13 protein-coding genes and 4 tRNA genes are annotated in these 18,636 nt (G+C 62.1%); all 17 read right to left on the bottom strand.

The features are described from left to right. Nucleotides 1–161: 161 nt before the first annotated feature. The 17 genes from RQ593_RS01670 to RQ593_RS01590 all read right to left on the bottom strand — a co-directional run bounded on the left by RQ593_RS01670 (nucleotide 162) and on the right by RQ593_RS01590 (nucleotide 18,205). Nucleotides 162–2,186 carry a peptidase gene (locus RQ593_RS01670; RefSeq protein ID WP_311449638.1) on the bottom strand — a complete coding sequence of 675 codons (2,025 nt, stop codon included), beginning with the start codon at nucleotides 2,184–2,186 and terminating at the stop codon, nucleotides 162–164. A gap of 127 nt (nucleotides 2,187–2,313) precedes the next feature. Beyond that, nucleotides 2,314–3,387, bottom strand: a complete 1,074-nt coding sequence (locus tag RQ593_RS01665) for an iron-siderophore ABC transporter substrate-binding protein (protein ID WP_311449637.1) — start codon at nucleotides 3,385–3,387, stop codon at nucleotides 2,314–2,316. Nucleotides 3,388–3,772: 385 nt separating this feature from the next. After that, nucleotides 3,773–4,474 carry a ribulose-phosphate 3-epimerase gene (gene rpe / locus RQ593_RS01660; RefSeq protein ID WP_311449636.1) on the bottom strand — a complete coding sequence of 234 codons (702 nt, stop codon included), beginning with the start codon at nucleotides 4,472–4,474 and terminating at the stop codon, nucleotides 3,773–3,775. A gap of 54 nt (nucleotides 4,475–4,528) precedes the next feature. Continuing rightward, entirely contained in the window at nucleotides 4,529–6,520 is a 1,992-nt protein-coding gene (locus RQ593_RS01655) for a transcription antitermination factor NusB (RefSeq protein WP_311449635.1), read from the bottom strand. After that, nucleotides 6,517–7,485 carry a methionyl-tRNA formyltransferase gene (gene fmt, locus RQ593_RS01650; protein WP_102033668.1) on the bottom strand — a complete coding sequence of 323 codons (969 nt, stop codon included), beginning with the start codon at nucleotides 7,483–7,485 and terminating at the stop codon, nucleotides 6,517–6,519. The genes RQ593_RS01655 and fmt overlap by 4 nt, the downstream gene beginning before the upstream one ends. Before the next feature lie 6 nt (nucleotides 7,486–7,491). Next, complete coding sequence (gene def / locus RQ593_RS01645) at nucleotides 7,492–8,097, bottom strand: peptide deformylase (protein WP_200962920.1); 606 nt, start codon at nucleotides 8,095–8,097, stop codon at nucleotides 7,492–7,494. 357 nt (nucleotides 8,098–8,454) lie between these two features. After that, nucleotides 8,455–9,303, bottom strand: a complete 849-nt coding sequence (locus RQ593_RS01640) for a cytochrome (RefSeq protein ID WP_311449634.1) — start codon at nucleotides 9,301–9,303, stop codon at nucleotides 8,455–8,457. Between the two features lie 108 nt (nucleotides 9,304–9,411). After that, nucleotides 9,412–9,486: transfer RNA gene (locus tag RQ593_RS01635), tRNA-Val, on the bottom strand. A 314-nt stretch (nucleotides 9,487–9,800) separates the two neighbouring features. After that, a tRNA-Glu gene (locus RQ593_RS01630) sits at nucleotides 9,801–9,876 on the bottom strand. 22 nt (nucleotides 9,877–9,898) lie between these two features. Then, nucleotides 9,899–9,970: transfer RNA gene (locus RQ593_RS01625), tRNA-Gln, on the bottom strand. Between the two features lie 582 nt (nucleotides 9,971–10,552). Beyond that, nucleotides 10,553–10,628, bottom strand: a tRNA-Gly gene (locus tag RQ593_RS01620). 264 nt (nucleotides 10,629–10,892) lie between these two features. Beyond that, complete coding sequence (locus RQ593_RS01615; RefSeq protein WP_296547551.1) at nucleotides 10,893–11,351, bottom strand: hypothetical protein; 459 nt, start codon at nucleotides 11,349–11,351, stop codon at nucleotides 10,893–10,895. 2 nt (nucleotides 11,352–11,353) lie between these two features. Next, entirely contained in the window at nucleotides 11,354–12,865 is a 1,512-nt protein-coding gene (gltX, locus tag RQ593_RS01610; protein WP_311449633.1) for a glutamate--tRNA ligase, read from the bottom strand. Between the two features lie 57 nt (nucleotides 12,866–12,922). Then, nucleotides 12,923–13,675 (bottom strand): fumarylacetoacetate hydrolase family protein, encoded by a 753-nt coding sequence (locus RQ593_RS01605; protein ID WP_005507404.1) that lies wholly within the window; start codon nucleotides 13,673–13,675, stop codon nucleotides 12,923–12,925. A gap of 280 nt (nucleotides 13,676–13,955) precedes the next feature. Further along, complete coding sequence (locus RQ593_RS01600; RefSeq protein WP_304276615.1) at nucleotides 13,956–15,053, bottom strand: branched-chain amino acid aminotransferase; 1,098 nt, start codon at nucleotides 15,051–15,053, stop codon at nucleotides 13,956–13,958. 374 nt (nucleotides 15,054–15,427) lie between these two features. Continuing rightward, the gene (locus RQ593_RS01595) at nucleotides 15,428–16,483 is read right to left on the bottom strand and encodes a 3-isopropylmalate dehydrogenase (RefSeq protein ID WP_311449632.1); all 1,056 of its coding nucleotides are present in this window, start codon (nucleotides 16,481–16,483) and stop codon (nucleotides 15,428–15,430) included. Between the two features lie 270 nt (nucleotides 16,484–16,753). Next, a complete protein-coding gene (locus RQ593_RS01590) occupies nucleotides 16,754–18,205 on the bottom strand; it encodes a transcriptional initiation protein Tat (protein ID WP_070848036.1) in 1,452 nt (483 codons plus the stop codon). Nucleotides 18,206–18,636 lie beyond the last annotated feature (431 nt).

Genomic DNA, 18,636 nt, shown 5'->3' with positions numbered 1-18,636 from the left:
ACGCTACCGGGTTCGTGTTAGTGCAGTTCAGTAGATCAGTGCAGTTCAGTAGGTTGCGACCCGAGTGGTTGGGGGCATCCGGTCCACGCCCCTGTTCAAGGGTGCGGAGTCAAGAGTGTGGAGCGTGGACCGGTGCCGATGTGAATATGTGGTCAGAGAGCTTACTTCTTGGAGGTGCGCAGCAGCAGAGCCGCGGCCAAAACCACCAGGCCAGCCGCCGAGAGCAGCAGGTTATTGGCGTTGTTGACCAGCCACTTGGTCAGACCGGTCAGCTCAGTACCCTCAATGGTCGGGCCCTGTGCCTTGGTGCCAGCGGCGGAGTTCTGAGAGTTCTGCGAGCCCTGTGCGTTCTGCGAGTTCTTCGAACCGGCGGCGGCCTTCACAGCCTTCTTTGCGTTAGCTTCGGTCTTCTGCAGGTTAGATGCCAGGGTCTTCTGCGCGCTCTGAACCTTCGCCTTAGCCTGCACGCGGTTCACGACCGGAGCGGTGCTCTGCGAGAGCGCGGCGAGGGATGCATCCACGTCGGTGGCGCGGGTGCTGATGCGGCCGCCCGCGTTACGCATGGGCACAGGTGCCGTGGAGGTTGCGGTTGCGGGGTTTTCGTTCAACTCTTCGACCAGCTGGTCGGTGGCGTCCTGCTCATCGTGGGAAACGTCCTGACGAGGGGTAACAGCACGTTCCACGGTCATGTCAGCAAAACCGAGCACCGCATTTTCAGCGCCCTGGTTGCCGTTGTGCACAACCACGCGGTAGGTTGCGGCGGGCATGCTCACGCTGGTTTCGTAGCTGAAGCTGCGGTTGCCATCCAGACGCTTCCAGCCGGAGCCGTAGAGGGTCTGCGGGGAGTTACCGAGGTAGGTTGCGGCGTACACCCAGGTGCCCGGTTCAGCGTTCGGCACGGTCACGGTCACGGTGGAGCCGTCACGGCTCACCTGCACGCCATTACCAGCGGTCAGTTCGGAGGCGTTGACCGGCTCGGGTGCGTCACCGGGGGCGTACTCACCGATGGTGAAGGTGGTGTTGATGCCGCCCTGGCTGTTGGCGCCGCCGTAGGTTCCGGATCGGTCGCCCTCACGCAGGCTACCGGTCAGCAGGCGCAGGGTGTGCTCACCGGAGGCGTACTTTGCCGCGTCTTCGTCATTCTTGAAAGCTGCGTTATCGCGGGTGGGCAGGTCAATCCAGGCGTCGATGTGGCCGTTTTCATCGGGGGTGATGACAGCCCAGATGGTGCGGTTATCGTTGACCGCGGTGGCGTCGTTACGGGATACCTTGCCGTCGTCAATCTTCAGACCGATAACGGATGCCTTCTTGTCTTCGGGGTTGCACCAGCCGTCACCGGTCAGGTGCAGCTTGCCGCCCTGAACCGCCTTGGGGTTCTCGATGGTCAGGCGCGGGGTGAAGGAGTCGTCAGCGGGGGCGCAGGTTTTCGAGTCTTCGCTGGGTGCGGGGGTAGGGTCTGCGGTTGCGCTCGGATCGGGGGTGGGCTCAGCAGTAGCGCTCGGTTCCGCGGTGGGCGCAGCAGTCGCACTGGGCTCTGAGGTTGCAGAAGGCTCAGCGGTAGCGCTCGGTTCCGCGGTGGGCTCTGCAGTTGCACTGGGCTCTGCGGTGGGTGCGGGGCTCGGAGCCTGATCACGCAGAGTCACGTTCTGCGACACAGACACACGACGGTCGTAGGTGTTACCGTCCGCATCCACACCGCCCAGGGAACCGGAAAGCACCTGGATACGGTGGCTGGTACCCTCCACGGTCCAACCCTTGCTCTTCAGATGCTCAGCGGTCAGACCGGTATTTTCGGGGGTCGGTAGGGACACCTCAACCTCGAAGGTGCCATCTTCATTGGCGGTTGCCATGAAGTTTGCGGGCGAGTTGCCGCCCTCATTGGTGAGCGGGTTACGTGCCTGGTGAGCCTCATCCGGCAGGGCGTCGAGGAACTTCACCGCGAACACAGCGCCGCGACCGGGAGCGGTGCTGGTGAAGCCGGTGCCGCGTAGCACGAGCTTGCCTTCGCGCCACTTCTCGGTGGAGATGGTGACGGTAGCCTTATCCGCCTGTTGGGTGGCTGCGGGGGTGTCCGCGTAGGCGATGGTGGTGCCGGTCAGAGCGGCTCCGGGGGTGATGAGCGCGCCAGCGAGAGCCACGACGGCACCGTAGCGGGCTGCGGTGCGTGCGGGTCGAGTTTCGGTCATTGTGGTCCTTGAGGATGGTGTGGTGGGTCGTGCATCCCCTTCCCGCCGCGGGTCTAGGGTGCGGCGGGAAGGGGGTTCAGGAAGCTTCAGCGGGTGATTGCTTCACGGGGTGTTTAGAACACGGCGTTTAGAGCGGAAGCGCCTTCTTGACGTCTTCAACAATGCCTTCGAGCAGCAGCGGGCCGCCGGTGGAGGTCCACTTGGAGCCGTCCACGAGAATCACGTGGTCGTCCTTGACTGCCTTCAGGTTGGTGAAGCCGGAGGTTTCCTTCGCCTTGTTCAGTGCTTCTTCGGCGCCCTGCAGGCCTGCGGAGCCCTGCGCGTTCGGGTTCTGCTGGCTTGCGCCGCCGAGGGTGCCCAGGAACATGTAATCCGCATCGATGCTTGCCAGGTTCTCCAGGGAGACGGGCTCGGAGTGGCCCTGGCCGTTGCGGTCCTGTGCCTCGGGGCGCTTGAGGCCCAGGTCGTTGAGTACCTGGCCGGCGGGCAGTTCCTTAAGAATCAGGGCGGGGCCGTTGCCTGCCCAGCGGACGATGGAGAAGGTCTTGTCGCCGTACTTGGGGGCGAGCTGCTCCTTCAGCGCTGCGGCGCTTGACTCGTATGCCTTGATAACCTCTTCGCCCTTGTCGACCATGTTCATGGCGTTGGCAACGTTGCGGAAGTTGATGCGCCAGTCGCCACCCGCGTAGCCGCAGTAGACCACGGGGGCGATCTTCTTGAGGGTTTCGTAGGCGTCGGAGCGCTTGTCCACGCCGGTGGAGTCGACGAGGATCAGGTCGGGATCAAGGTTGCCAATCTGCTCGTAGTTGACCTGGGCGACGGTACCGATGATCTGCACGCCCTTGGCGCGGTCGGCGAGGTAGTTGGGCACGCCGGACTGGCCGCGACCGGAGACGGAACCGACAGGGGTCACGCCGAGGGCGAGCAGGCCGTCGAGGGTGGGTTCGGAGAGGACGATAACCTTCTGCGGGTTGGCGGGAACTTCTACATTCTCGTCGTCAATATCCTTGATGGTGCGGGTGCCGCTGTTACCGCCGGAGGTGGAACCGCCGGAAGTGGTGGTCGTGGTGGTCTCGCTGCTGCATGCCGCGAGGGCGAGAGCGGCCGATGAGGCGAGCGCCAGGCCGAAGAAGGCGCGGCGGTTAACGCCCGGTGCGCCCTGGTTTTCGGTGTCGGTCAGCTCGGTTCGGTTGAAAGACATAGTTCCCCCTAGATGTGACTAAACTATACCTAACCTTACAGATATCTGAGTGTTACATCAAGACGCGTTCTGTTTGTTTTCTCAGACCGTCAGGATGCCCGGTTTTGCCGCGGAATTGCGCGGGGTAACGTATTTCACGCTTTGTCATAGTCTTGCTGACACTATGTCGCTTAAACAGGTGTCTCTCCCCTGCTGTTACCTTGCTATAAATCTACGGCGGTTGAGAAAGCATGGCACGCAAAACACCCCGCCGCGAAGAGCCGCGACGGGGCGCAGTCTTCACAACGGGACGTTCTTCACAACGGGGCGTTGAGGTTTTATAGACGCGGGGGTGTCATAGATGCGGGGCACCGTTACAAGCAAGCGCCGTTACCGGCGTGCACCGCTAGCAGCCGCAACCGCAACCGGTGCCGGAACGCTTGACCGATGCGGCCGCTGCACGCAGGGAGGCGATTGCCGCCTCCGGGCCGCCGAGCGCCTCGTCCACACCGTAGACCGAGCTACCGGCAACGAAGCAGGTTGCGCCCGCCTCCGCGGCACGCAGGATGGTCTCTTCGGTGATGCCGCCGTCCACCTGCACGGTCACCGGCAGGTTCGCCCCCTCAATCGCCTTGGCGGCGCGGGCAATCTTCGGCAGGATCACGTCCAGGAACGCCTGGCCGCCGAAGCCGGGTTCCACGGTCATGATTAGCAGCATGTCCAGTTCGCTGAGCATGTCCAGGTAGGGTTCCACGGCGGTTGCCGGGCGCAGCGCCATACCCGCCTTCGCGCCCTCAGCACGCAGAGTGCGCGCCAGCTTGATGGGGGCGATAGCCGCCTCCGCGTGGAAGGTCACCGATTCGCAGCCCATGCTGGCATATTCGGGTGCCCAGCGGTCAGCGTCCTCAATCATCAGGTGTACATCGAACGGCACCGGCGAGATTTCACGCAGACGCTTGACCACGGGCGGGCCCCAGGTGAGGTTGGGGACGAAGTGGTTGTCCATCACGTCAATATGCGCGGCGTCTGCGGTGGAAATGCGCTCCAGCTCGCGCTGCAGGTTCGCGAAATCCGCCGAGAGAATCGACGGGTTAATGGCAATACCCATGGGGTTCCTTTCAAATCCGTGCCGTATGGCGGATGATGCTAGACGGTGAAGCGGCTAGTTCTTACGCAGCAGGGCGAGGAACATGGCGTCGGTTCCGTGCACGTGCGGCCACAGCTGCGCGGTGGTCGGGTTCTCCGAAGCCTTCACGACCGGCGCGCCCTTCTTGACCTTGATTTCGGGGGTGTGGCCGGGGTCCTTCTCCCCCGCCAGCACGCTCACGGGTTCGCCGTTCGCGCCTTCGGTGTGCCGGGCGACTTCGCGCAGTGCGGCGGCGGAGTCGAGCAGGCTGACCGCGCCGCTTTCGAGCACCTCTGCAACAATGTTCTGGGTTTCTGCCGCATGCGGGGAGCAGGTCACGTAGGCGATGACGCCGCCGGGGCGGGTCGCCTCAATGGCCGCATCCAGGAGCTGACGCTGCAGGGGCAGCAGCTCGGCAATATCGCGCGGGGACTTGCGCCAACGCGCCTCGGGGCGGCGGCGCAGGGCACCCAGACCGGAGCAGGGCACATCCACCATGACGCGGTCAAAAAGCTGACCGGGCTCAATGGAACCGGGCAGGCTGGAGGCGTTCTTGCGCAGGGTTTCGCGGATCTGGCGGCCGTCGCCGGTGAGTACCGTGTAGCTGTCCTCGGGCAGGGGGCGCATGGAGGATTCCACGAGCTGCGCGCGGTGCGGTGCCGCCTCGTTGGCGACCAGGGATGCGCCGCGCTGAATACCGAGTGCGCCGAGGAGCGCCGCCTTACCGCCGGGGCCTGCGCACAGGTCGAGCCAGGCGGTGTCGGTGCCGTCCAGAGGTGCGGCGGCGAGCGCGCGTGCGACCAGCTGGGAACCGGCATCCTGCGCACGGACGGTGCCTTCACGTACGGATTCCAGGCGCGCCAAGTCGCCGGAGGCGTACAGCGCCGAACCTTCAACCAGCTCGCCGTCGACGGCGCCCTGTTCGCGTGCCTCCTCGAGGCTACCCAGGCCGGGCAGCGCAACCAGGTTCACCACGGGGGCGAGGTTGTCCGCTTCGAGCAGCTGCTCAATTTCGGAGGCGGGGCGGCCGTGCGCGACGAGTGCCTGACGCATGGAACGCACAATCCAGCCGGGGTGCGAGGCGAGCAGCGCCATGCGCTCGGTGTCGTCCTTCGCGTTCTCGATGATGAGTTCGTACCATTCTTCGGGGGTGCGCTCGGAGACGCGGCGCAGCACCGCGTTGATGAAGCTTGCCGGGCCCGCGCCGATCTTTTCGCGTGCCAGGGACACGCTCTGGTTCAGTGCCGCGTGGGCGGGAACGCGCATGTTCAGCAGCTGGTGCACGCCCATGCGTAGCACGATAAGGGTGGTGGTGCCGACCTTCTCGATGGGGCGGTCTACGCAGCGGCTGAGGATTGCGTCGTAGGTGCCCTGGTGGCGTAGCGTGCCGTAGGTCAGTTCGGTTGCGAAGCCTGCGTCGCGGTGGTCGAGGCGGTGGCTACGAATCGCCTTGGGCAGCACGAGGTTCGCGTAAGCGTCAGATTCGGCAACGGAGCGCAATACGTCGAAGACGGTTGCGCGTGCGGTGTCTGCGGTACGCGAGCGTGCGGAGGGTGCCGCCGCGGAGAATTCGCGGGCGGACATGGAGCGGCGGTTGCGTTCGTGGCCGCTCTTATTGCGCTGGGAGGTGCCGCCGCCACCGCGTTTGGTGTCGTCGTGCTCGGTCTTGGCGCGGCGTGCGGCGCGTTCGACGCTGGTCAGGCCGTCAAAGCGGCGGCCGGTGCGGGATTCGCTGCGGGAGTTGTTGTCCCACTTCTGCGGGCGGCCCTGCGAGCTTTGATTCTGGGAGCGCTGGTTCTGAGTACGCTGGGAGCTCTGGGACTGCTGGCGGTTCTGCTCGCTCACACCAGAGCCGCTGCCAGCGCCGGAGCGGCGGCGACGCTTACGCTTCGCACCGCCCTCACCCTGACCGCCGCCCTGATTGAACTTACCCTGACCGCTACCCTGGCCGAACTTGCCGTTGCCAGCGTTACCGGAGTGACCGGGCTTGCCGTGTCCTCCCTTGTAAGGGCGCTTTTCGTTGCTCATGCGAGTACCACCAGGCCTTCCGCCATGTCCTTGCCAGCGCCGCGAGCCCACGCGGGCGCATCCATCATTTTCTTACCGGCAGGCTGAACCTGCAGCAGCATCAGGGGTTTGGTACCGGTGCCGACCAGTACCTTCTTCGCGTGCAGACGCACCGCACCGGGTGCGAGGGGGCCGCCGTTCGCCTCGGTCAGGGACTGCACCAGGCGCTCATCGGCAACCGCCAGACCACCAATCTTGAAGCGGTTTTCGCCCAGTTCGCACCATGCGCCGGGTTCGGGGGTCACGCCGCGGAAACGTGCCAGGATCTGCTCGGCGGGTTCGGTCCAGGTGAGGCGGCCGTCGGCAATGCTCATCTTGGAGGCGTAGCTAACAGAGTCGTCCTCGACCTGCACGGTGCCGTTCTCGCCCGCTTCGAGGCGTTCGAAGGTGCGTTCAAGCAGTGCGCCGCCGCTGGTTGCGAGGCGCATCAGCACGGTGCCTGCGGTGTCGTCGGCGGCTACGGGGGTGGATTCCTGTTCGAAGGTGGGGCCGGTGTCCAGGCCTTCTTCGAGCAGGAAGGTGGTGGAGAAAATTTCTTGCTCACCGGCGATGAGGGCGCGCTGCACGGGGGCGGCGCCGCGCCATGCGGGCAGCTTGGAGAAGTGCAGGTTGACCCAGCCGTAGCGCAGGGATTCGAGCGCGGGCAGCGGCAGCAGGGCACCGTAGGCGACCACGGCGGCTGCGTCAGCGTTCAGCTCAGCGATGGATGCGGCGGCTTCGTCGTTCCAGCGGTTTGCCTTCACGATGGGCAGGCCGAGCTCCTCGGCGCGCTGCGCGACCGGGGAGGGAGTGAGCACGCGCTTGCGGCCCACGGGGGCGTCTTCGCGGGTGAGCACGCCGACCACGCGCACCTTATCGGAGTTCGCCAGGTAGTCGAGCGGGGGCACAGCGACGTCGGGGGTGCCTGCGTAAATGATGTTGAGCATGTGAGCCTACTTTCCGAAGCTACCGAAGGAGGAACCAGCAGAACCGGCACCGAACGCGCCACCGCCGCCGAAAGCACCGCCCACGCGGGTTGCACGCTCGGTCACGGTCTTCGCGGCGACAGTGTTGTAGTCTGCGGCGCGCAGGGCGCGCATCACGCGCTGGCGGTCTTCACCCACGAGGCGGTCGATGAACAGCTTGCCGTGCAGGTGGTCGGTCTCGTGCTGCAGCATGCGCGCGAACAGGCCCTCACCCTCCAGCACGAGGGGTTCGCCGTGGCGGTCCACGCCGGTCACGCGCGCCCAGTTCTTGCGCGGGGTCGCAGACTTCTGACCGGGCACGGACAGGCAGCCTTCGCCGCCTTCCTGGTCTTCTTCGCCGACTTCGAGCACGGGGTTGATGATGTAGCCTTCGCGGTCGTCAATGCCGCCGAAGGTGAAAATCTGCTTGGAGATGCCAATCTGCGGGCCGGCAAGGCCCACGCCGCCCACGTCGTACATGGTTTCTAGCATGTCGTCGATGAGTCGTGCCAGGTCGTCGTCGAAGACGGTGATGGGGTCGCAGACGCTGCGCAGCACCGGGTCGCCTACGGTGCGGATGCTCAGGATGGTCATGGTTCTCCTTTGCCGGCGGAGTGCCGGGAATGTGCTTACGGATTTCAATATGGCGGCAGAACTGCACCGATAGAACCTCGCGGGTGAAACTGCGCTGGCGGGCTCTCTCGGCAGGAGGGTTCTCCCAGTAGCGGGTTCTTCACAGCGGGTGCGCGGGCGCTGTTCTGTCTATTGTTCTATTGTCGCCGATTCAGTAGCGCGAATCTAGAACGAATCGAGGCGCTGGGGGTGGAGGCGGCAGGGTGAGGGCTGAGCCTCACCCCCCCCTGGGCTCATCTCCCCCAGGGGTTTGAGCCTCTCCCCTCTACCCGCTACTCCCCTATGCCACCCAGTCTTCTAGTCGGCGGGGGTACTGGCCTATGCCGCGGGCGGCGGTACTACGGGCATGAGCGCGGGGTCTTCAAATTCTTGGACCTGGCGGTCGAATTCCCAGACGCGGCGCAGGGCACAGAACTTGTACCAGTTGCGTTCAAGCACGGCGGGGTTTGCCTGCTGCGGTAGCACCTGCGTTTCGCCGAGGGCTACGCCCATGAGGACGGGTGCGTCGCCGTATTTCCAGGGTTCCCAGGTGCCTTCGTCGGGGTCGACGATGGATTCTTCGGCTTTGAGTCCGGCGACGAGCTGCATGACGACCTTTTCGTCGAGTGCTTTGACGCGGCCGCGTTTGTCGGTGCCTTTGGTTTTGTAGTCGATGATGCAGGTTCGGCCTGCGATTTCTGCGACGAGGTCGAGGGTGCCCGCGTAGCCGACGGTGTCGTTCCAGATGGTGACTTCGGCGGCGAGGGGGCGGGGTTTGAACGCTTCCCACCATTCGTCGAAGCGGTCGGCGTAGGCTTGTTCGCCGTTGATGATGAGCTGTTCGCGGTTTTCGTCGAGGTTGTGTTCGCGGCCCATGGCGCGTAGGGCGACGGCTTCAGCGTAGTTGTGGACGCGGTCGCCTCGGGCGGCAGCTGCGTCGCGGTATCGTTCGGAGGCGCTGGCTGCGTCGCGGATAATGGCGAATTTGAGGCCGTGGGATCCGGTGGCGCGGTAGGCGCGCTGGTCTTCGAGGGCGGCTTTGGCGGCCATGTACCCGTGCCAGCCGCTGAGGTCGCTGGCGTGCTGCCCGATGACGGTGGTGATGGAGGGGACGAGGGGTTCTCCTCCGCGGACGCGCGCGTACATGCGTCCGTAGTCGGTGGCTGCGGCGAGTTCGGGTGTTGTCACGGGGTACCTCATTCTCGGGTGGTTGTGTCCGCGGCTGGGTTTGTACTGCTTGCGGGCACAAATACCGGTGGGCATAATAAAACCCCCGTTCCTTGAAACGGGGGTTATTGGTGCGTGATACTGGGTTCGAACCAGTGACCTCTTCGGTGTGAACGAAGCGCGCTACCACTGCGCCAATCACGCTTACGGATAAGACTATACCGAGGCTTAGCGTGAAGGTCAAATTTTGCGCTCCCCTTTTTTTCTTCCCGTTCCCTTCCCGGTGAGTATGCGGCGGCACCATAGAATCTAAAAGATCTTCCCACCAGAGGTGACTGCAGGTTCAGTAATGACTTATGGACTCTGGTCATGAGGTACGGACTTTGGGGCTGGGTTAGCGTCTTGAGGGATAGCTTTTAACCATGGCTGAAGTCGCTAAGTCATGACCGAATCTCAGTCCGGTTTCACTGGATAAACAAAAAAGCCTGGCTTCCGAAGAAACCAGGCTTTTTTCCTAGTGGTGACCCCAACCGGATTTGAACCGGTGTTGCCGCCGTGAGAGGGCGGAGTACTAGGCCGCTATACGATGGGGCCGCAACCTCCGTGAGGAGGTTAGCTGGGATACCAGGACTCGAACCTAGAACAAAGGAACCAGAAACCTTCGTGTTGCCAATTACACCATATCCCATTACTCTATTGAGTTACCGTTCCGCTTTTCGCCTTTCGGCTTTTCACCGGAACGAGTAATAACTATACGGGTCTTTCTGGAGGCGTGCAAGCCGAAATCTGGAGAGCCGCCTCACATTCACGGTTTTATGCCCGCTACTTCCGCGTGTTTCCGGGGTTTTTGAGGTTAAAAAGTTTTTTAAATTTCTTCAAAAAGAGGGTTCTGGGGCCGATTTTCACCCTTCAAAGCAGCTCCGAGGTGGCTCGGAGAGCAGTTTTACCCCCTCCCCCGCACGCTTTGCATCCCAAATTTTTTTGAAGATTTTTCCTGCACTGCCTCCCGGCAGTCAGATGACCAGGCAGTCAGGTCGTCAGATAGCCCGACTGTCAGATAACCAGATAGCCAAAGCAGCCCGGCAGCCAACTCACCCAAACAACCTCCACGGAAAAGATCACGCCCCCCCCTGCCATGCACCTCCAAAAGCTAAAACTCCCGGAGACGATAAAACCCCGAAGGTGACTAAAAACCCAGAGACAACAAAACCCGGAGGCAATAAAAACCAGAGACAACGAAAAAGCCCCGAGGCGAACCTCGGGGCTTGAGTGGAGCGGTTGACGAGACTTGAACTCGCGACATCCACCTTGGCAAGGTGGTGCTCTACCAACTGAGCTACAACCGCATGTTTTCGCTTTGAACTTTTCAGCTCGTCGCAACAACAGGTACTACTATACGAGCCTTTGCCAGGGTGCGCAAACCAAATTCTTGCCACACTCCCCAAAATGGAACCAGATTCACCCCTATAAAACATACTGACTAGTAGTTTTACAGGAAATACCCATCACAAAAAATATTCTCAAATTTGCGAAAAAATCCCCTTATCCGCCGGGTTTCTTCAGACCTTTCGGTCGTCTGATTCCCGCTGGATAAGGGGATTCTCTAGAGCTTAATCGCTACTACCGCCGGAATCGCCTCCACCGGAGTCGCCGCCGCCAGAGTAGTCGGAGCTGCTGTAGCTACTGTAGTCCGAGCTGCTGGAGCTGCTGGAGCTTCCGGCGTCGAAGTCGCCTGCGTCCGGGTCGGGGCCCGGGTCCACGAAGTCGTCTTCGTCGTCCTCTTCACACGAAGAGTCCGAGGTGTCTACGCCGTCAGACGAGCTGCTGACGTCGCCGCCGCGGGCGTGCCGTGCCTGAGCTTCTTGAGCGTTCAGGGCGGCGCGCGCCTCGAAGTAGGCAGTCACGTATCCGAAGGCTGCCGCAACGACAACAGCGACCACCATCAAGACGGACTTGTCCATGTTGGCGATGTACAGAATCAGCCAGATAATGCAGGCGTTGGTGAGCGCCATGAGGGTGCCCTTGAGCAGCGCCTTGCCGATGATGGATTGGTTATTCGGCTGGCTCATGGTTAGCTCAGTTCAGCGGCAAGCTTGCGCAGGCGTGCGAGGGAGGATTCCTTGCCCAGGATTTCCATGGATTCGAACAAGGGCGGGGAGATGCGCTCACCGGACACTGCGATACGCACGGGGCCGAATGCGAGGCGCGGCTTGATTTCCAGGCCGTCGACGATTGCGGCGCGCAGGGCTGCCTCAATGTTGGCTGCGGTGAAGTCCTCGAGGGGCTCCAGAGCTTCGATTGCGGCTGCGAGGACCTGCGGTGCAGATTCCTTGAGCTGCTTGCGTGCGTCGTCTGCGGTGCTGATCTCTTCGTCAGCCTTAAAGAGGAATGCGAGCAGGCCGGGTGCTTCGCCGAGCAGCTGCATGCGCTCCTGGACGAGGGGTGCAGCTTCGGTGAGGACCTGCTCTTCACGCTCGGTGAGGGTTTCACCGAGTACGCCTGCAGCCTGCAGGTACGGGATGAGGCGGTCGCGGAAGTCCTTGGGGTCGAGCGCACGGATGTGGTCGCCGTTGATGGACTCTGCCTTCTTCACGTCGAAGCGTGCGGGGTTGGCGACAACGTCGTGTACGTCGAAGTGCTCGACGAGCTCGTCGATGCTGAAGACGTCCTGGTCTGCGGAGAGGGACCAACCCAGCAGGGACAGGTAGTTCAGCAGGCCTTCCTTGATGAAGCCGGAGTCGCGCAGCAGGAAGAGGTTCGATTCGGGGTCACGCTTGGAGAGCTTCTTGTTGCCCTGGCCCATGACGTAGGGCAGGTGGCCGAATTCGGGGATGAAGCTGGTCACGCCGGTGTCGATGAGTGCGCGGTAGAGCGCAATCTGACGCGGGGTGGAGGAGAGCAGGTCTTCGCCGCGCAGCACGTGGGTGACGCCCATGAGCGCGTCGTCAACGGGGTTCACGAAGGGGTACAGCGGGTCGCCGTTAGAGCGGACGACCACGTAGTCGGGCACGGTACCGGCCTTGAAGGTGATTTCACCGCGAACGAGGTCGTTGAAGGTGATGTCTTCGTCGGGCATGCGCAGGCGCCACACGGGCTTACGGCCCTCGGCGCGGTAGGCTTCCTTCTGCTCTTCGGTGAGGTTGCGGTCGTAGTTGTCGTAGCCGAGCTGCGGGTCCTGACCGGCTGCCTTGCGGCGTTCCTTCACCTCGTCGGGGGTGGAGAAGTCTTCGTACACGTAGCCGCCTTCAACGAGCTTTGCGAAGACCTCGTTGTAGATGCCTGCGGTCTTACGCTCGGACTGGCGGTAGGGCTCGTGGGGGCCGCCGACGCCGACGCCTTCGTCCCAGTTGATGCCGAGCCAGTGCAGGGATTCGAGCACCTGGTTGAACGACTCTTCGGAGTCGCGTGCTGCGTCGGTGTCTTCGATGCGGAAGATCAGCTTGCCGCCGGTGTGGCGTGCGTATGCCCAGTTGAAGAGGGCGGTGCGGACCATGCCCACGTGCGGGGTGCCGGTGGGCGAGGGGCAGAAGCGGACGCGGGTGTCCGCGGGGCTGTTGAGTACGGGACCGTGGTATTCGGTCATGATGTCTCCTTGACGGTGTGTTTCAGGATGTACGTTACGTTTGTGGGCGCGGGCTGTTTAGTCGCGCACGCGGGTGACGAGGGAGCCGATGCCTTCGACTTCGACCTCTACTTCGTTGCCGTCGCGCAGTACGCTGATGCCGGCGGGGGTGCCGGTGAGCAGTACGTCGCCGGGCAGCAGGGTGAAGATTTCGGAGGCTGCGGCAACCTGCTCGGCTACGGAGTAGTGCATTTCGGAGGTGTTACCTTCCTGCACGACGTCGCCGTCAACCCAGGTGGTGATGTTCAGCGAGTCGGTGTCCAGGTCGGTTTCGATCCAGGGACCGAGCGGGGTGGAGCCGTCGAAGCCCTTCGCACGGGTCCACTGGCGGTCCTCGAGCAGGTCGCGGGCGGTGAGGTCGTTGGCTACGGTGTAGCCGAAGATGACTTCGTGCACGCGCTCAAGAGGCACGGACTTGGCGATACGACCGATAATGACGGCGAGTTCACCTTCTGCGCTGACGGCTTCGGAGTACTCGGGCAGGGTCACGGGGTCGCCGGGGCCAATCACGGTGGTGTTGGGCTTGAGGAAGAACTGCGGGGAGGCAGGCGCCTCGGTTCCTGCCCAGTTTGCGATCGCTCCAATCACCTTGGAGCGGGGAATGATCGGGGCGAGCAGGCGCACCTGGTCGATGGGGTAGGTCGTGCCGGTCGGTTCGATGCCCGAGTAGAAGGGGTCGCCGGCGAGTACGCGCAGGGTTTCTTCGCCTGCGTCGCCTTCTACCAGCCCGAAGTGGAGCTCATTATTTACGGTAAATCGTGCAATACGCATACTTTCTAGGGTACCAGCCTTCGAGGGTGTGAGCGGCGGGCGGAATTGGCAAGGCAGGTTTTAGCCCGGCGGGGTTCAACACTATTAAGTTCGGCGGGGTGCGCCTCCCCTCCCCTGTCCTCGCGCTATCAACGCCGCGCGCACTATTCGCCGGGCACGTCATTTTCCGAGCACATCATTTTCCGGGCACAGCGAATCCCCGCGGATCGCTCACCGCGCGACGTGCGGGGTCGGGCGGAGCATCCTGCGGGGATTTCGCTGGTTACGTTAGATTCACGTTTTAGATGAGGCGGGTCATCCAGCCGTGGCGGTCCTCAACGGTGCCGAGCTGAATACCGACGAGCTCTTCGCGCAGGCTCTTGGAGATTTCGCCGAAGTGCTCGGTGGGTGCCGGGATTTCGAAGTCTTCTGCCTTGAGCTTGCCGATAGGCGCGACCACTGCTGCGGTGCCGCAAGCGAAGATTTCGGTGATGTCGCCGTTTGCCACGCCTTCACGCCACTCATTGAGGGTGATAGCGCGCTCCTCCACGGTCATACCGCGGTCCTTAGCGAGCTGAATCAGCGAGGAGCGGGTCACGCCCTCCAGGATGGTGCCGGTCAGCTCGGGGGTGACGATCTTGTTTTCCTTGCCGAAGATGAAGAACACGTTCATGCCGCCGAGCTCTTCGATGGCGTCGCCGCGGTGCGGGTCCTTGAAGATAACCTGCTTGCAGCCGTGCTTTTCACCCTCGGTCTGGGCAATCATGGATGCTGCATAGTTACCGCCGCACTTTGCCGCACCGGTGCCGCCTTCGCCTGCACGGGCGTAGGTGGTGGAGAGCCAGATGTCCACGGGTTCGGGGGTGCCGAAGTAGTTACCTGCGGGCGAGCCAATCACGTGGTACTGCACGTGGCGTGCGGGGCGAACGCCGAGGAACGCCTCGGTAGCAATCATGAAGGGGCGGAAGTAGAAGGCCTCACCGTCACCGGCGGGAACCCACTGCTCGTCCATCTTCACGAGTTCACGCAGGGACTCAATGAAGGTCTCGGCGGGCAGTTCGGGCAGGGAGAGGCGGCGTGCGGAGTTCGCGAAGCGTGCCGCGTTCTTTTCGGGGCGGAAGGTCCACACGGAGCCGTCAGCGTGGCGGTAGCCCTTGATGCCTTCAAAGATTTCCTGGCCGTAGTGGAAGACGGATGCTGCGGGGTCGAGGACGAGCGGGCCGTAGGGGCGAACTCGTGCGTCGTACCAGGTGCCACCGGTCTTGTAGTCGCCTTCCCAGTCGATGGTGACCATGTGGTCGGTGAAGTAGTCACCGAAGCCGGGGTTTGCAAGGATTTCGGCGCGGCGTTCGGCGGAGGCGGGTGACTGGTTTGCTTCGTGGCTGAATTCGATGGCCATCGTTCTGCGTTCCTCTTTGTCTAGTTGCTTGTGCAGGCGTTCTTTGATTCGCGGTTCTCGCGTCGGGGCGTAGAACCGGTGTGTGCCGCCGGGCGCGTTGTCGTGCGGGGCAGATGGTGCATCTAGCGGTCTGTGCTAGTCGGATGCATTGCAGTGAGTGGTGGAGGGTGTCCACCGCCGAAGTGCCGGGCGGGTGTGCCTGACCTGTTTTAGAGTACCGGAAAGATGAGTTTGCCGCATGCGCACCTTTTCTCCCATTCAGGATGTGAACAGGTGAAGCCCGGAAGGTGTGTTCCTTCCGGGCTTCACGGGTGTTTTGCGTTCAGCGGCTACGGCTGGCGGGTTTTAGCCGAGCCAGTTTTAGCCAGGTGAGCTTAGCCGAGGCGTGCGAGCACGTCCGCGCCAACCTGATCGGTTCCGCGCACGGTGGCGCCGTTTTCGCGCATATCTGCCTCGACAGCGTCCTCAATGTGGGCTGCGGCTGCATCGTAGCCAAGGTGGCGCAGCAGCATCGCGCCGGCGAGGATTGCGGCGGTGGGGTTTGCCTTGTTCTGGCGGGCGATGTCCGGTGCGGAGCCGTGTACGGGCTCGAACATGGAGGGGAATTCGCCGACGGCATTGATGTTGCCGCTTGCCGCGTAGCCGATACCGCCGGTCACTGCACCGGCGAGGTCGGTGATGATGTCGCCGAAGAGGTTGTCGGTGACGATCACGTCGAAGCGGGCGGGGTCGGTGACCATGAAGATGGTGGTCGCGTCAATGTGCAGGTAGTCGGTCTCGACCTCGGGGAATTCCTTCGCGATTTCGGTGAAGTAGCGGTTGTAGAGGCGACCTGCGTGGGTGAGCACGTTGGTCTTGTGTACGAGGGTGACCTTCTTGCGGCGGGTGGAGGCAAGCTCGAAGGCGTAGCGGACCAGGCGCTCCACACCGTGCGCGGTGTTGAGGGAGACCTCGGTAGCGATTTCGTGCGGGGTGCCCTGACGGATTACGCCGCCGTTGCCAATGTAGGGGCCTTCGGTGCCTTCACGCACGACCACGAAGTCGATGTTGCCGGGGTTGGCGAGCGGCGAGACTGCGCCGGGGTACAGGCGGGAGGGGCGCAGGTTGATGTAGTGGTCGAAGGCGAAGCGCAGCTTGAGGAGCATTTCGCGTTCGATGAGGCCGGAGGGAATCTGACCGCTGCGGGGGTCTGCACCAATGGCGCCGAAGAGGATCGCGTCGTGCTGCTTGAGGGCGTCCATGGTGGAGTCGGGCAGGGTTTCACCGGTTTCCAGCCAGTGCTCGGCGCCGAGCTTGTAGTGGGTGGGGGTTACGGTGATGTTTTCGAGCTCGCAGGCGCGGGTGAGGATGCGCTGGGCTTCGGTAATGATTTCGGGGCCGATGCCGTCGCCGGGGATGACGGCGAGGTCGATGCTACGTGCTTCAGTCATGCCTCTACCCTAATACGCACCACGGGTGGGCGGTAGAGTGTGCGGGCGGGTTCTCAGACTCTGGGCTAGACGGTATCTGAGTAGCCGCAACTCCTACCCGGCTACTCCCCTACCCTTCTGCTTCGACCCGGTGCCTCCTGGCTTCTGGGGTCTTGGATTCTGTGGCGTTCAGCTCCTACCGGTTAAAACAATATTCCCCGGCTGATAATTCAGCCGGGGAATATCGTTATGAGTTCTCACTCAGAGTGAGGACCCTAGATGCTACTGCTATTAGGAGCGCTTGCAGAAGGTAATCTTCACGGAACCGGGGTTACGTACGCCGGATGCGTTACCACCGTTGCCTGCGGACTTGATGGAGCCGTCAGTTACGCTAGGAGCAAGGTAGGAGCCACCTGCGCCACCGGAACCTGCCTGCATCAGTGCGCCAACGTTCTGGCGGTAACGAGTGGGCTCTTCGTTACCGTTCCACTTCTGGGAGGTAATGATGGAGGAGAGGCCGCGAGCAGCACCGGAGCCACCGCCACCGTAGCCTGCGCCACCACCTGCGGAGACAACGGTCTGGTGACCGTTGAAGGACTTGAGGGTGGAGTCCTTGTCCAGGTTGGTCTTATCGTTGAGGTTAACAGGGTTGGTCGCATGAACGATTTCCAGCTTGGAGATATCGTTGTTGTCGATCTGGTAGGAGTATGCGAAGACACCGTCGCCACCCTTACCATCGAAGCCGTTACCACCGGTTTCACCTGCGGTGGAGGAGCTGAAGAGCACCTGCTTGTTCTGGCTCTTGAAGCCAATAACACCGAAGACATTAGCCTTTTCGTTGTACAGCAGGGGCTGCTCGCCACCGGCACCACCGGTACCGTTGCCGCCGCCCTTACCGCCGGCAACCTTCATAGCGGTGCCATCAGTGGTGTGCGGCTTCAGAACAGAGTAGTGAGAGATAGAGGTCTCTGCGTCGCTACCGGTTGCTGCGGATGCGTCTGCACCTGCGGGCAGAACGGACTTAACCGCGGTGTCACCCAGAGTGGTGGTACCTGCGTTGACTGCATTGGGGTTGAAGAACTTGTCCTTGGTGTCAAGCACGTTGTTGGTAGCGGGCTGGGTACGGATACCCGCACCACCACCGCCACCTGCCAGAGCAACAACTGCGCCGTCGATGAGCAGAGCAGAGGAGCCACCGCCGGAACCGCCATACACGGCTGCCTTCATGTCGCTGTCAGTACCAGGGTACTTAGCATCAACCAGAGCCTTAGCGTCTGCGGGAATAGCCTGGGCGTTTACGTCACCGCCGTTACCGTAGCCTTCACCACCGGTTGCCGGACGGGTACCCCAGACGTAGTACTGCTTCTTCGGGGTGGCTTCGTTACCAAGCACGCGCTCCAGGTAAGCTACACCACCGGCAGCTGCGACCAGTTCAACAACCTGGCCTTCCTTGACGGGGATTGCACCGGTCAGAGATGCACCGGAACCACCCTTGACCGACGAGGAACCGCCACCTGCGCCACCAACAACCTCGAAGATAATCTTGTCAACCTTGGCGGGAACAGTGAACTTCTGAGTGTTCTTGTTACCGGAGGGCTGACCGGAGATGGTGTAAGCTGCGGAACCTTCGGGCTCGCAAACGGTGGAGGAAGCAAAAGCGGGAACTGCAGCGGAAGCTGCGACAACCGGAGCAGCCCATGCTGCGCCAGCAACAACCTTGCGGCGAGAAATGTTAGTAGACATGTATGTCCTTCGAGAGTGATGTCATTTTGAGGAATAAAAGTTATCACCCGCCGTCGTGCGCGGCAGAAAACATCACTTGAAACAAGTCGAGTGAGTGAGTTGGCTTGCGCCTAACCTCTGGTGATAACGACATAATGCTGTAACCGGTCCCCTACATAGGGACTTTCGCGTTTTAGAGCGCTTGGTGTTCGCTCTGCGGGGTCATAGACCACCGGCGCAGATTTCGGGTACGGCTAAAACTATACCCATCAAGGACCTGTACCGCAATGGTTCCAAAAATGGTTTGATGAGGGGGGTCCCCTTAAACTCTCCGCTTTGATTGAAGGTTTTTCAACCCAAATAGGTTACTTAAGAAAGTTTTTAGTGATATGCGCCTAAATTCAAACCCAATATAACCCCAAACCCTCAAGCGGTGATTGAGAGAAAAACCT

It is taken from the genome of uncultured Rothia sp. (genome assembly GCF_963507905.1).
Taxonomy (GTDB): domain Bacteria; phylum Actinomycetota; class Actinomycetes; order Actinomycetales; family Micrococcaceae; genus Rothia.
The sequence above is the reverse complement of the archived record's forward strand: the minus strand, read 5'-3'. Positions and strand labels throughout refer to the sequence as shown.

Excerpts from the sequence above, each read along its gene's own strand:
- RQ593_RS01670 (WP_311449638.1), bottom strand. The coding sequence starts at position 2,186 with ATGACCGAAACTCGACCCGCACGCACCGCAGCCCGCTACGGTGCCGTC.
- RQ593_RS01665 (WP_311449637.1), bottom strand. The coding sequence starts at position 3,387 with ATGTCTTTCAACCGAACCGAGCTGACCGACACCGAAAACCAGGGCGCA.
- rpe (WP_311449636.1), bottom strand. The coding sequence starts at position 4,474 with ATGGGTATTGCCATTAACCCGTCGATTCTCTCGGCGGATTTCGCGAAC.
- RQ593_RS01655 (WP_311449635.1), bottom strand. The coding sequence starts at position 6,520 with ATGAGCAACGAAAAGCGCCCTTACAAGGGAGGACACGGCAAGCCCGGT.
- fmt (WP_102033668.1), bottom strand. The coding sequence starts at position 7,485 with ATGCTCAACATCATTTACGCAGGCACCCCCGACGTCGCTGTGCCCCCG.
- def (WP_200962920.1), bottom strand. The coding sequence starts at position 8,097 with ATGACCATCCTGAGCATCCGCACCGTAGGCGACCCGGTGCTGCGCAGC.
- RQ593_RS01615 (WP_296547551.1), bottom strand. The coding sequence starts at position 11,351 with ATGAGCCAGCCGAATAACCAATCCATCATCGGCAAGGCGCTGCTCAAG.
- gltX (WP_311449633.1), bottom strand. The coding sequence starts at position 12,865 with ATGACCGAATACCACGGTCCCGTACTCAACAGCCCCGCGGACACCCGC.
- RQ593_RS01605 (WP_005507404.1), bottom strand. The coding sequence starts at position 13,675 with ATGCGTATTGCACGATTTACCGTAAATAATGAGCTCCACTTCGGGCTG.
- RQ593_RS01600 (WP_304276615.1), bottom strand. The coding sequence starts at position 15,053 with ATGGCCATCGAATTCAGCCACGAAGCAAACCAGTCACCCGCCTCCGCC.
- RQ593_RS01595 (WP_311449632.1), bottom strand. The coding sequence starts at position 16,483 with ATGACTGAAGCACGTAGCATCGACCTCGCCGTCATCCCCGGCGACGGC.
- RQ593_RS01590 (WP_070848036.1), bottom strand. The coding sequence starts at position 18,205 with ATGTCTACTAACATTTCTCGCCGCAAGGTTGTTGCTGGCGCAGCATGG.